Below are 13136 nucleotides of genomic sequence, written 5' to 3'. Positions count from 1 at the left end.
CTGCTGTTGTTCGGCCTCGGTTTCGGTCTGGCCGTGCAGGTGGCGTCGAACAGCGACGGTGACAGTGCCCTGCGCGGTGCGCGGCAGGAGGATCTGGTCCGCATCCTCGATGAACTGGACGACCGTACTCAGCGTCTAGAGGACGAGAAGCAAGGTCTCGAGAAGCAGCGGGACGAGCTGGAGAACAGCTCGGACCAGGCCGAGGAGGCCCGCAAGCAGACGATCGAGAAGGAGCGGCAACTCGGCATCCTGGCGGGGACGGTCGCCGCGCAGGGGCCCGGCATCACCATGACCATCGAGGACACGAAGGGGACGGTCGAGGCGGACATGCTGCTCGACGCGATCCAGGAACTGCGTGCGGCGGGTGCCGAGGCGATCCAGGTGAACGGCGTACGCGTGGTCGCAGGCACGTATCTCGCGGATTCCGGCAAGGGCGTGAGCGTCGACGGGAACAAGATCAACGCGCCCTATCGTTTCAAGGTCATCGGCAAGCCGCAGGACCTCGAGCCGGCGCTCAACATCCCCGGAGGCGTGGTGCAGACTCTCGAGAAGGAACAGGCCACCGCGACCGTCGAGCGATCGACGAAGATCGTCGTGGACGCCTTGCGAGCGGCGAAGCGGCCTGACTACGCTCGGTCGTCCTCGCAGTGAACCGGGGGTGCATGGGCGACGTCCGGCGAGGGCATGAGGTTGCGGGGGGTCGGCGCACCGAATGGGTGGTGCGTGGTGGAAACTGTCTGGTGCAGACGGACGTTGTCAGGATGTCCGGGTCGGCCAGAGTGTTCAGTCAGGGTTCGTCCTGCCCCACGGGCGGGTCTGTTTCGGTCAAGGGGAATCGCCCGTGAAGTTGTTTGCGAAGTTGTTCGGCAAGAGCGCGCGAGAGGGCAGCGACAGCAATGCCACCGCTCGTCATCGCGCACAGCCTGACGCGGAAGGCCAGCGGCCGCTCTTCCGTGACCAGGTCGCTGGTCCGGGTGGTGACGTTTCCGGAGGTCAGGGCGCGCCGTCGGTTGACCCTGCGCAGCCCGGCGGCATAGGTTTCGGCCAACCGTCAGCCTCAGGTGCGGGTGGAGGGTTTTCCGACCCGTACGCGTCCCACGCTCCGGGTGAGCAGCCGCGGCAGGAGGATCCGATGTCGGCCCTGGTGTGTACGAGGTGCGGTAACCGCAACGCGGAGAACAGTCGCTTCTGCTCCAACTGCGGCGCGCCGCTGCGGCCCGGCGCGACGCCGGAGCGTCCGTCCGAGACGACCTCCACGATCTCCATCTCCGGTCTCGAGGCCTACGACAGCGAAACCACCGGCCAGACGCCGATGCCCACGCTGTCTCCCGAGGCGCAGGCAGCCGTGGACGCGCTGCCCCTGGGTTCCGCTCTCCTGGTGGTGCGCCGCGGGCCGAACTCGGGGAGCCGCTTCCTCCTCGACGGCGACCTGACCACGGCCGGACGTCACCCCCAGAGCGACATCTTCCTGGACGACGTGACGGTCTCCCGGCGGCACGTGGAGTTCCGCCGAGGCCAGGACGGCTCGTTCACGGTGGCCGACGTGGGCAGTCTGAACGGCACGTACGTCAACCGTGAGCGGATCGACCAGGTCGCCCTGAACAACGGCGACGAGGTGCAGATCGGCAAGTACCGGCTGGTCTTCTACGCGAGCCAGCGGGGCTACTGACCCGGACACGTCCGGGGAGGCCCAGCGAAGGTCCGTCCGTCAGGGAAGGTCCATGCTTCGAACACCGAGCGGCGGTGCCGGACACGGTGCCGCCGCCACGGACAGTGGGCTGATGAGCATCGGCACGGTGCTGAACGTGCTGCGCGACGAGTTCCCCGAGGTCACCGTCTCCAAGATCCGTTTCCTGGAGGCGGAGGGGCTCATCGAGCCGCAGCGGACCCCCTCGGGGTATCGCAAGTTCAGCGCCCACGACGTCGAGCGCCTCGGTCACGTCCTGAGGATGCAGCGGGACCACTATCTGCCCCTGAAGGTGATCCGCGAGCATCTGGAGGCCATGGAGCGTGGTGAGGCCGTCCAGCTGCCCGTGGTGGGCCGCCAGCGGGACGGTGAACCCGTGTCCGATGTTCCCGAGGGGCCCACTGCGGCCAGGATCGGCCGTGAGGAGCTGCTCGCCGCGGCCGGCATCGGCGAGCAGGAGCTCAAGGAGTGGGAGTCGTACGGACTGCTCACTCCACTGGAGGACGGTGCGTACGACGCCGAGGCGGTTCAGGTGGCCTCGCTCGTCGTCGAACTCGGGCGGTTCGGGATCGAGCCGCGGCATCTGCGGGCGATGAAGGCCGCAGCCGATCGGGAGGCCGGGCTCGTGGACCAGGTGGTGGCCCCGCTCAAGCGGCACCGGAACCCGCAGACCAGGGCTCACGCGGAGGAGCGCACGAAGGAGCTGGCGGGGCTCACGGTGCGGCTGCACGCCGCGCTGGTGCGGACGGCACTCGGGGTACGGCTGCCCTGAGCGGGGGGCCGCGGGGGCCGGATCAGGTGCCCGATCCCGGCCCGACTACCCAAACATCCCGAGCACGGCCTAGGGTTGCTGTGTGAACGAGCTCGATGTCGTAGGTGTCCGGGTCGAAATGCCCTCCAACCAACCGATCGTGCTGCTGCGTGAAGTGGGAGGCGACCGTTACCTTCCCATCTGGATCGGACCGGGGGAGGCGACGGCGATCGCCTTCGCCCAGCAGGGCATGGCTCCCGCGCGGCCGCTGACCCACGATCTGTTCAAGGACGTGCTGGAGGCTGTCGGCCAGGAGCTCACGGAAGTGCGCATCACGGACCTGCGTGAGGGCGTCTTCTACGCGGAGCTGGTCTTCGCCAGTGGTGTCGAGGTGAGCGCCCGCCCGTCCGACGCCATAGCGCTCGCACTGCGCACCGGGACGCCGATCTACGGCAGCGACACGGTGCTCGACGACGCCGGTATCGCGATCCCGGACGAGCAGGAGGACGAGGTGGAGAAGTTCCGCGAGTTCCTCGACCAGATCTCTCCGGAGGATTTCGGCACCAGCAGCCAGTGAGCCTCCGGTCGGAAGCGGACCGGGAGGCAGGGTTGCAGCAGTCGGTGAGCGAAGGGGCGGCCCGGCGGACGATGTGGTCCGCGGCAGGGTCGCCCGACGCGTTGTGGCGGGTGAATTGCCCGCATGTGCCGGTGGCGAGTGAGAGCGTCACCCGGCCCGCGCCGAGCTCATTCGGCTAGCCTTTCCCCGCGGTGGGGCACGGGAAACCACTCTTAGGGTGATTATCACTCGGCGTGGCGAGTGTGGCGATCGTTGACGCACCCCTGGTGACTGCCTACCGTCGAGAAGGCAGGTCAAGGACGGAGGTCGGCGTGAGAAGCAGCGGCGACGGTACGGCTGGGGGCGGCCCCGAGCGCAGTCTCAGGGCGAGCGGTCCGTACCCTCCCCCCGGCTCACGGCTCCGCGTGAGCGGGGGATACCCCCAGCCCGGCGACGCGGTCGATCACGCTCCGCAGCGACCGACGGCCGTGCCGAGCAGCGGAGGGACGACGTCCATGGCGTCCGAGCAGATCGGCTATCGCGGTCCGACGGCCTGTGCGGCCGCCGGTATCACCTACCGGCAGTTGGACTACTGGGCCCGCACGGGTCTCGTCGAGCCGAGCGTGCGTCCGGCCCACGGGTCCGGGACGCAGCGGCTGTACAGCTTCCGCGACGTGGTCGTCCTGAAGATCGTCAAGCGGTTCCTGGACACCGGGGTGTCGTTGCAGAACATCCGCACGGCCGTGCAGCACCTCAGGGAACGCGGTTTCCGCGACCTGGAGCGGATGACGCTCATGAGTGACGGCGCCACGGTCTACGAGTGCACCTCGCCGGACGAGGTCCACGCCCTGCTCCAAGGGGGGCAGGGGGTCTTCGGGATCGCCGTCGGCGTGGTGTGGCGGGATGTCGAGAGCGCGCTGTCCCAGCTGCACGGGGAGCGGATCGACACCGGCGAGACGCTGGTCGGGCCCAACCCGGCGGACGAGCTGGCGCGACGGCGGAACCGGGCCGTATGAGCCGCCGCTGAGGCGGTGCTCCGGGTGGTCGCAGGAGGCGGGACGTTTCCTCAGCCGTCGTACCGGCCGGGTCCGCGTGCCGGCCGGGTCCGTCGCACCGGCCGCAAGCGGTTACCCCCCCGGGGTGGTTGCCGGACGGGGCGGTCGACGGGGCATTGTCAGTGGCGTAGGGCAGCATCGGAGTTGTGAGAACCGCGCCCACGATCCTGCATCTCGACATGGATGCCTTCTTCGCCTCGGTGGAGCAGGCGTCCAAGCCGAGTCTGCGCGGGAAGGCCGTGGTCGTGGGTGGACTCGGGCCGCGGGGTGTGGTGGCCACGGCGTCGTACGAGGCGCGGGTCTTCGGGGTGCATTCGGCGATGCCCATGGGGCAGGCCAGGCGGCTCGCGCCCAACGCCGCGTACCTCGTGCCGCGCTTCGGGCTCTACAAGGCGATCAGCGAGCGCGTCATGGAGCTGCTGAGGGCGCTGTCGCCACTCGTGGAGCCGTTGAGCCTGGACGAGGCGTTCGTGGACCTGGAGGCCGGCGGAGTGGCCTGGGACGAGGAGTCCGCCCGGCTGGTCGGGACCCAGCTGCGCGCCGACATCCGCGCGGTCACCGGGCTCACGGGGTCGGTCGGGCTCGCCGCCTCCAAGATGCTCGCGAAGATCGCCTCGGAGCAGGCCAAACCCGACGGGCTGGTGGTGATCGAGCCGGGCACCGAGCGGGCGATGCTCGGGCCGATGTCGGTGCGGACCCTGCCCGGAGTCGGGCCGGCGACGGGCGACCATCTGCGGCGCGCCGGGATCACCACCGTCGAGGAGATCGTCGAGGCGGGAGAGGACGAACTGGTCCGGCTGCTGGGCAAGGCCCACGGGCACGGGCTCTACGCGATGGCCCTGGCGCGGGACGACCGGCCCGTGGTGGCGGAGCGGGAGGCGAAGTCCGTCTCCGTGGAGGACACGTACGACGTGGACATCCACGACCGGGTGCGGGTCGGGCTGGAGGTGCAGCGACTGGCCGACCGGTGCGTACGGCGCCTGCGCGGGGCCGGTCTCTCCGGGCGGACCATCGTGCTGAAGGTGCGGCGGTACGACTTCTCGACGCTCACCCGGTCGGAGACGCTGCGGGGGCCGACGGACGACCCCGGGGTGATCGGGGAAGCCGCGGCCAGGCTGCTGGACTCGGTGGACACCACGGGCGGGGTGCGGCTGCTCGGGGTCGGGGTCAGCGGACTCGCCGACTACACGCAGGAGGACCTGTTCGCGCAGGCCGCGGGGGAGCGGGCGGGGGCCGAGGGGCCGGTCGAGGAGCACGCCGTGGCACAGGCCGAGGAGCAGCCGTCGCTCGCCGAGCGGCGCTGGCCCGCCGGGCACGACGTGCGGCACGCCGAGTTCGGGCACGGATGGGTGCAGGGCAGTGGGCTGGGGAGGGTCACCGTGCGCTTCGAGACGCCCGGCTCGGCACCCGGCAGGGTGCGGACCTTCCGGGTGGACGATCCCGCGCTGGAACCGGCGGATCCGTTGCCGCTGGTGTTACGAAGACCCGAGGAACCGGGAGGCGGCCCCGTCGGCCCCGTCGGCCCCGTGAGTACGCCTTCGGCGGGCGGGCCCGGGGGTCACGTCGTCTGTTCGTCCGAGCCGGCCAGCTTGCCGAACTCGTGATCGGGGAGCGCGGGAGGGGCCGCGATGTCCAGGCCGTAGTGGTGGTAGAGCTGGAGTTCCTGCTCGGGGGAGAGGTGGCGGCCCACGCCGAAGTCGGGGGCGTCCTTGATCAGGGCGCGTTCGAAAGGGACGTGGAGGGCGCCGTCGATCAGTTCGCTGGGCTCCAGCGGGACGAACGCGTCCCTGCTGAACAGGCCGGTCCGTATGGCCGCCCACTCCGGCTCGCCGGTGGCGTCGTCGAGGTAGACCTCGTCGATGGTGCCGATCCTGGTTCCGTTGCGGTCGAACGCCTTGCGGCCGATCAGGTTGCGCGGATCGATGTCGGTACGCACGGGACCTCCACAGGCTCGCAACTGATCTGTAAGCACAACAAAACGGCACAATCGAGGAGGCGGCCACTCGAAGGTTCGTGCGTTGACCGCGCTGGTACGCTGGCAACGGCTGCTGACCCCGTGCGGGAGAGTCCTCCGGACACCACCGGAGGCGCCGAAGGAGCAAATCCTCCCCGGAATCTCTCAGGCACACGTACCGCACGGACGAGGTCACTCTGGAAAGAAGAGCGGGTGTCGGCTTCCGCTCTCACCGACGGTGAAAGCCGGAGGCCTTCGGGCGATCCGGTGAAGCTCTCAGGTTGAGATGACAGAGGGGGAGGCCGTCCGGGTACCCGCGCCGTGGTGCCCCTCGAAGGTCGTGTCAGACCAGGAGGCCTCCGCCCATGACCGCCCATCGCATTCCGCTTTCCGAGCTCGAGGAAGCAGTCCCCTTCGAGCAGCGTCACATCGGCCCCGACCACGAGGCCCGGGCCAAGATGCTCGCGCAGGTCGGCTACGGCTCGCTGGACGAGCTCACGGCCGCCGCGGTCCCGGCCGTCATCAGCAGCGCCGAGGCCCTCGACCTGCCGAGCGCCCGCAGCGAGGCCGAGGTCATCGCCGAGCTGCGCTCGCTCGCCGACCGTAACCAGGTCCTCGGTTCCATGATCGGACTCGGCTACTACGGCACCTTCACGCCGCCGGTGATCATGCGCAACGTCATGGAGAACCCGGCCTGGTACACGGCCTACACGCCGTACCAGCCGGAGATCTCGCAGGGGCGGCTGGAGGCCCTGCTCAACTTCCAGACCATGGTCGCCGACCTCACCGGACTGCCGACCTCCGGGGCCTCCCTGCTCGACGAGGGCACCGCGGCGGCCGAGGCCATGGCGCTGTCGCGGCGAATGGGCAAGAACAAGAAGGGCCTGTTCCTCGTCGACGCGGACGCGCTCCCGCAGACCATCGCCGTGATCCAGACCCGGGCCGAGCCGACCGGCGTGGAGGTCGTCGTCGCCGACCTCGGCGACGGCATCCCGGCCGAGATCGCCGAGCGCGAGATCAACGGCGTACTGATCCAGTACCCGGGCGCCTCGGGTGCCGTGCGGGACATCAAGCCCGTCATCGACCGGGCGCACGAGCTCGGGGCGGTCGTCACCGTCGCCGCCGATCTGCTCGCCCTGACGCTGCTGAAGTCGCCCGGTGAGCTCGGTGCGGACATCGCGGTCGGCACGACCCAGCGCTTCGGCGTGCCGATGGGCTTCGGCGGGCCGCACGCCGGCTACATGGCGGTCAAGGAGAAGATGGCGCGCAGCCTGCCCGGGCGGCTGGTCGGCGTCTCCGTGGACGCCGACGGGAACAGGGCCTACCGGCTCGCGCTGCAGACGCGTGAGCAGCACATCCGCCGTGAGAAGGCGACCAGCAACATCTGCACCGCGCAGGTGCTGCTCGCCGTGATGGCCGGCATGTACGCCGTCTACCACGGCCCGGAGGGACTGAAGGGCATCGCGCGGCGCACCCACCGCTACGCCACGGTTCTCGCCGCCGGGCTCGCGAACGGCGGGGTCGAGGTCGTGCACGGCTCCTTCTTCGACACCGTGACCGTGCGCGTCGCGGGCCGGGCCGCAGAGGTCGTGGCCGCCGCGCGTGACAACGGGGTCAACCTGCGTCTCGTCGACGCCGATCACGTCTCGATCGCCTGCGACGAGACCACCACCCGGGCCCAGCTGCGGGCCGTGTGGGCCGCTTTCGGTGTCGAGGGGGTCATCGAGGCGCTGGACGCCGCCACCGAGGACGGGCTTCCGGACGGCCTGCTGCGCACCGACGACTACCTCACGCACCCGGTCTTCCACCAGCACCGCTCCGAGACGGCCATGCTGCGCTACCTGCGCCGGCTGGCCGACCGGGACTACGCGCTCGACCGCGGCATGATCCCGCTGGGCTCCTGCACCATGAAGCTCAACGCGACCACGGAGATGGAGCCGGTCACCTGGCCGGAGTTCGGGCAGCTGCACCCCTTCGCGCCCGCCGAGCAGGCCGAGGGCTACCTCACGCTCATCCATGAGCTGGAGGACCGGCTCGCCGAGGTCACCGGGTACGACAAGGTCTCCCTCCAGCCGAACGCCGGGTCGCAGGGCGAGCTGGCCGGTCTGCTCGCCGTCCGCGGGTACCACCGGGCCAACGGGGACGAGCAGCGGACCGTCTGCCTGATCCCGTCGTCCGCGCACGGGACCAACGCCGCCAGCGCGGTGATGGCGGGGATGAAGGTCGTGGTCGTGAAGACCGCCGAGGACGGCGAGATCGACGTCGAGGACCTGCGCGCGAAGATCGAGCAGTACCGCGACGAGCTGGCCGTGCTGATGATCACCTACCCGTCCACGCACGGCGTGTTCGAGGAGCACGTGGCCGACATCTGCGCGCAGGTGCACGAGGCGGGCGGTCAGGTCTACGTCGACGGCGCCAACCTCAACGCGCTGGTCGGGCTCGCCAAGCCGGGGCACTTCGGGGGCGACGTCTCGCACCTGAACCTGCACAAGACCTTCTGCATCCCGCACGGCGGCGGCGGCCCGGGCGTCGGTCCGGTGGCGGTGCGCGAGCACCTCGCGCCGTACCTGCCCAACCACCCGCTGCAGCCGGAGGCGGGCCCGGAGACGGGCGTCGGCCCCGTCTCGGCGGCACCCTGGGGCTCGGCGGGCATCCTGCCGATCTCGTGGGCGTACGTCCGGCTCATGGGCGGCGAGGGGCTGAAGCGGGCCACGCAGGTGGCGGTGCTGAGCGCCAACTACGTCGCCAAGCGGCTGGAGCCGCACTACCCGGTGCTCTACACCGGCCCCGGCGGGCTCGTGGCGCACGAGTGCATCATCGACCTGCGGCCGCTGACCAAGGCGACCGGGGTGAGCGTCGACGACGTCGCCAAGCGGCTCATCGACTACGGCTTCCACGCGCCGACCATGTCGTTCCCGGTGGCCGGGACGCTGATGATCGAGCCGACGGAGTCGGAGGACCTGACCGAGCTGGACCGGTTCTGCGACGCGATGATCGCCATCCGCGCCGAGATCGAGAAGGTCGGTTCCGGTGAGTGGCCCGCCGAGGACAACCCGCTGCGGGGGGCGCCGCACACCGCCGGCGCCCTCGCCGGGGAGTGGGAGCACGCCTACAGCCGTGAGGAGGCCGTCTTCCCGGCCGGGGTCTCGGCCGCCGACAAGTACTGGCCGCCGGTGCGCCGTATCGACCAGGCGTTCGGCGACCGGAACCTGGTCTGCTCGTGCCCGCCGCTGGACGCGTACGAGGGCTGATCTGCCCACGGACGTACCGGTCCGGCCGACAGGAGGGGCTCCGCGCTGCGGGGTCCCTCCTGTCATGTCGTGGCGCGTGTCCATCAGGCGACCAGGGTCCCGCACGGCGGTATGCGTGTCCGGCGTGCGATCCGGATGGTGGGCCCGATCGGGGGATGGCGATTGGGCCACCAGGGCCGGCCCTGGTGCGTGGCCTCGGGGTCGGCGTGCGCTCCGGTGCGGCCGCGGCTCCTGCCCGTGTCGGACAGGCCCGCCGGCATCCAGGCGCGCAGGCGACTGGGGTGGAGCGGGCTCCGTGAGGCTCGGCGGTTGCTCGGTGGTCGCCATCGACGTGCTCCCGATGCCCGGCTCAGCTGGTTCCGGCCATCACTGGACGGCCGATCAGCATAAGCGGAGCGTGATGTCGTGGCCCGCGAATGCCGGGGCCGTACGCGTCGAGCTTCCGTCAAGGCCGACGCCAGGGCGGGCGCCCGATCGAAAACGCCAGTTGGGGCGCGTGCGGCGGCGCTTGAGGCGCGGGAGGCGGTACGTCGATCTCGGGGTGCGGGGCGAGCACTGAGCGTGATCACTGGGTCCGTAACGTTCGTGATCTCGACCGAATGTTTCGGCAGCCTCCGTCGGTACCCGAGTCGCAGAGAGATTCACCGTGTACAAGGGGTTGCCACCGTTTACCGGCTGTCTCTAGGGTGCGGCATCAACGCAGCTTTCTGGATCTCATTCGAAACTTTCGAGGAGCATGATGGGCGACCCGGCACTGTCCCGCCGCGGCTTCCTGGCGGCCTCCGCCGTGGCCGGTCTGGGAATGACGGCACTGACCGCATGCGGCGGGGACTCGGACGGAGGGTCGTCCGGGACGACCACGATCGAATGGTGGAACATCTCCACCACCGAACCCACCAAGAGCGTCTGGGCCGCTCTCGCCCGCAAGTTCGAGGCGCAGAACCCCACGGTCAAGGTGAAGATCGTCCAACTGGAGAACGACGCCTACAAGTCGAAGATGACGGCCCTGACCTCCTCCGGGAAGCTGCCCGACATCTTCCACACCTGGGGTGGCGGCGTCCTGCGGCAGCAGGTCGACGCCGGGCTGGTGGAGGACCTCACGGACCGCGCCAAGCCCTGGGGCGACGCCCTGCTGCCGGTCGCCCGGGAGCCGTACCTGATCGACGACAAGGCCTACGGCGTCCCGTTCGACATCGGCATGATCGGCTTCTGGTACAACAAGGCGCACTTCGAGAAGGCCGGCATCGGCGAGCCCCCGACCACCTGGAGCGGATTCCTCGACGCCGTGCGCAAGCTCAAGTCGGCCGGCATCACCCCCCTCGCCCTGGCCGGCAAGGAGAAGTGGCCCGGCATGTACTACTGGGCGTACCTGGCGATGCGTACCGCCGGCGCCGAGGCGCTGCAGAAGGCCTACGAGGACAAGGACTTCACCGGCGCGCCCTTCGTCGAGGCGGGCGAGCACATGAGGGAACTCGTCGGCCTCCAGCCGTTCCAGAAGGGCTTCCTCGGCGCGGCCTACTCCAGCCCGACCGGCCAGGCCGCCAGCGTCGGCAACGGCAAGGCGGCCATGGAACTGATGGGCCAGTGGGCCCCCGTGGTCCAGGCCGACGCCGGCAAGGGCCTCGGCAAGGACCTCGGATTCTTCCCGTTCCCCGCGGTCGAGGGCGGCCGGGGGGCCATCACCGAGGTCTTCGGCGGAGGCGGCGGACACGCCCTGCGCCGGGGCGCCCCGCAGGCGGCCGTCGACTTCCTGAAGTTCTTCGCCTCGGAGGCCACCGACCGGGAGCTGGTCGAGAAGACCGGGGTCCTGCCCGTGGTCCCGGCGGCCGAGAGCGCCATCGCCGACCCCAACATCAAGGCCGTCCAGGCCGAGCTGAAGAAGGCCACCGGCTTCCAGCTCTACCTCGACCAGGCCTACGCGCCCGCCGTCGGCCAGGAGGTCAACGACAGCGTCGCCGCGCTCATATCGGGATCCAAGTCGCCCGAGCAGGTCGCCCAGTCGGTCACGAAGACCGCGAAGGAAGAGCAGTAGCCGGCGATGACCTCCACGTTCCTGCCGAGCGAGCGGACCGGCCCCGACACCGGCCCGCCGTCCCCGGCCCCCGCCGATCGGGCCCGGAGGCGGGCCCGGCGACGCGCCCTGAACTGGCTGACCGCCACCGGCTTCCAACTGCCCGCCCTGGTGCTGTTCATCGGGCTCGTGCTGCTGCCGATGCTGTTCGCCCTGTACGCCGCGTTCTTCCGGTGGGGCGGCTTCGGCATGCCCTCCGAGTACGTCGGCGGCGAGAACTTCACCCGGCTCTTCCAGGACGAGGTGTTCCTGGGCGACCTGTGGCGCTGCCTGGTGCTGGTGGTGCTCTCGCTCGCGTTGCAGCTGCCGTTCGCGCTCGCCATGGCCGTGCTGCTCAACCAGCGGATGCGCGGCCGGGCGGTCTACCGGATGCTGTTCTTCGCCCCGTACGTCCTGTCCGAGGCGATCACCGGAATCCTGTTCGGCATGATCTTCGCCCCGGACGACGGCTTCGCCGACCAGGTCCTCGGCCGGATCGGGCTGGAAGGGCTGGGCGGGGAGTGGTTCGCCGATCCGTCCACGGTCATGGCGACGCTGTTCCTGGTCATGATGTGGAAGTACTTCGGCTTCCACATGATGCTCTACCTGGCCGGGCTCCAGGCCGTCCCCAAGGAGCTGACGGAGGCGGCGCTCATCGACGGGGCCGGTCCCTGGCAGCGCTTCCGCAACGTGACCCTGCCGCTGCTGGCGCCCACCCTGCGCATCAGCGTGTTCCTGTCGGTCATCGGGTCGATCCAGCTGTTCGACCTGGTGTGGGTCACCACCGCGGGCGGCCCGGACCACCACTCCGAGACCATGGCCGTGACCATGTTCCAGTACGGCTTCAAGCGGTACCAGGTCGGCTACGCCAGCGCCATCAGCGTGGCCATGTTCGCCATCAGCCTCGTCTTCGCCCTCGCCTACCAGCGGTACGTGCTCCGGCGCGACCTCGAAGGAGCCACCACCACCATGCGGGGTGACGGAAAGTGACGGTCAGTCGCAAGACCCGCGGGGGCGGGAGGACCTGGGGCCTGCACGTCGTGCTGGTCGTCATCGGCGCGGTCATGGCCGTGCCCCTGCTCTACGCCGCGCTCTCCGGCTTCAAGTCCACCGACGAACTCTCCCGCAACCCCGTCGGACTGCCCGAGTCGTGGGTGACGTCCAACTACACCGGGATCCTCGCCTCGGGAGACTTCTGGCGGCTGATCGGCAACAGCACGCTGATCGCGGTGGGCACGACCGTGCTCGTCGTCGCGGTCTCGGCGCTGTCGGCCTTCTCCTTCGCGCGGTTCGCCTTCCGCGGCCGGGAGCTGCTGTTCACGCTGTTCACCATGGGGCTGATGTTCCCGTTCGCGGTCGCGGCCCTGCCCCTGTTCCTGCTGCTGCGGTCCCTGGGGCTGCTCGACAACCCGCTCGGCGTGATCCTGCCGCAGGCAGCGTTCGGGCTGCCGATGACCATCATCATCCTGCGCGGCTTCTTCCGGCAGATACCCGGCGAGCTGGAGGAGGCGGCCACGCTCGACGGGTGCGGCCCGCTCGGCTTCTTCTGGCGAGTGCTGCTGCCCATGGCCCGGCCCGCGCTCGGCACCGTCTCGGTGCTGGCCGTCGTCACCAGCTGGAACAACTTCTTCCTGCCCCTGCTGGTGTTCACCGACGCGCAGTGGTGGACGCTGCCGATCGGCGTGCAGCAGTTCCAGGGGCAGTACTCCGCGGACTACGCCAAGGTCTTCGCCTACCTGGTCCTGGCCATGGTCCCCGCCCTCGCCTTCTACTCCGTCGCCGAGCGCCAGCTCGTCGGCGGCCTCACCGCAGGCGCGACGAAAGGCTGACGC

At 70.1% G+C, this 13136-nt stretch carries 11 protein-coding genes and 1 riboswitch; of the genes, 10 read left to right on the top strand and 1 reads right to left on the bottom strand.

Annotation, left to right across the window (positions count from 1 at the left end):
- From RIN80_RS14175 to RIN80_RS14150, 6 genes are all read left to right on the top strand, one after another.
- On the top strand, positions 1–651 hold a 651-nt coding region (locus tag RIN80_RS14175; protein ID WP_309095931.1), incomplete at its 5' end, for a DUF881 domain-containing protein.
- Positions 652–712: 61 nt separating this feature from the next.
- Positions 713–1669 carry an FHA domain-containing protein gene (locus tag RIN80_RS14170; RefSeq protein ID WP_309095930.1) on the top strand — a complete coding sequence of 319 codons (957 nt, stop codon included), beginning with the start codon at positions 713–715 and terminating at the stop codon, positions 1667–1669.
- A 52-nt stretch (positions 1670–1721) separates the two neighbouring features.
- Positions 1722–2459, top strand: coding sequence for a MerR family transcriptional regulator (locus RIN80_RS14165; protein ID WP_309095929.1), 738 nt, complete (start codon positions 1722–1724; stop codon positions 2457–2459).
- An 82-nt stretch (positions 2460–2541) separates the two neighbouring features.
- Complete coding sequence (locus tag RIN80_RS14160) at positions 2542–3015, top strand: bifunctional nuclease family protein (protein WP_026253112.1); 474 nt, start codon at positions 2542–2544, stop codon at positions 3013–3015.
- A gap of 311 nt (positions 3016–3326) precedes the next feature.
- Positions 3327–4010: a MerR family transcriptional regulator gene (locus RIN80_RS14155; RefSeq protein WP_309095928.1), complete on the top strand. Its 684-nt coding sequence runs from the start codon at positions 3327–3329 to the stop codon at positions 4008–4010.
- Positions 4011–4195: 185 nt separating this feature from the next.
- Complete coding sequence (locus RIN80_RS14150; RefSeq protein WP_309095927.1) at positions 4196–5653, top strand: DNA polymerase IV; 1458 nt, start codon at positions 4196–4198, stop codon at positions 5651–5653.
- Here RIN80_RS14150 and RIN80_RS14145 read toward each other — a convergent pair.
- A complete protein-coding gene (locus RIN80_RS14145; RefSeq protein WP_309095926.1) occupies positions 5608–5985 on the bottom strand; it encodes a PRC-barrel domain-containing protein in 378 nt (125 codons plus the stop codon). The two genes, RIN80_RS14150 and RIN80_RS14145, sit on opposite strands and share 46 nt — an antisense overlap.
- A gap of 113 nt (positions 5986–6098) precedes the next feature.
- Positions 6099–6194: riboswitch (glycine riboswitch) on the top strand.
- 174 nt (positions 6195–6368) lie between these two features.
- Between RIN80_RS14145 and gcvP the strand changes: the two genes are divergently transcribed.
- The 4 genes from gcvP to RIN80_RS14125 all read left to right on the top strand — a co-directional run bounded on the left by gcvP (position 6369) and on the right by RIN80_RS14125 (position 13133).
- Positions 6369–9254, top strand: a complete 2886-nt coding sequence (gene gcvP, locus RIN80_RS14140; RefSeq protein WP_309095925.1) for an aminomethyl-transferring glycine dehydrogenase — start codon at positions 6369–6371, stop codon at positions 9252–9254.
- Positions 9255–9993: 739 nt separating this feature from the next.
- Positions 9994–11286 carry an extracellular solute-binding protein gene (locus RIN80_RS14135; RefSeq protein WP_309095924.1) on the top strand — a complete coding sequence of 431 codons (1293 nt, stop codon included), beginning with the start codon at positions 9994–9996 and terminating at the stop codon, positions 11284–11286.
- A 6-nt stretch (positions 11287–11292) separates the two neighbouring features.
- Positions 11293–12294 (top strand): sugar ABC transporter permease, encoded by a 1002-nt coding sequence (locus tag RIN80_RS14130; RefSeq protein ID WP_309095923.1) that lies wholly within the window; start codon positions 11293–11295, stop codon positions 12292–12294.
- Entirely contained in the window at positions 12291–13133 is an 843-nt protein-coding gene (locus tag RIN80_RS14125; RefSeq protein ID WP_309095922.1) for a carbohydrate ABC transporter permease, read from the top strand. Before RIN80_RS14130 ends, RIN80_RS14125 begins: the two co-directional genes overlap by 4 nt.
- Positions 13134–13136 lie beyond the last annotated feature (3 nt).

Source organism: Streptomyces sp. (assembly GCF_031181705.1).
In the GTDB taxonomy this organism is placed as follows: domain Bacteria; phylum Actinomycetota; class Actinomycetes; order Streptomycetales; family Streptomycetaceae; genus Streptomyces.
This window is presented reverse-complemented; position numbering and strand designations above follow the sequence as displayed.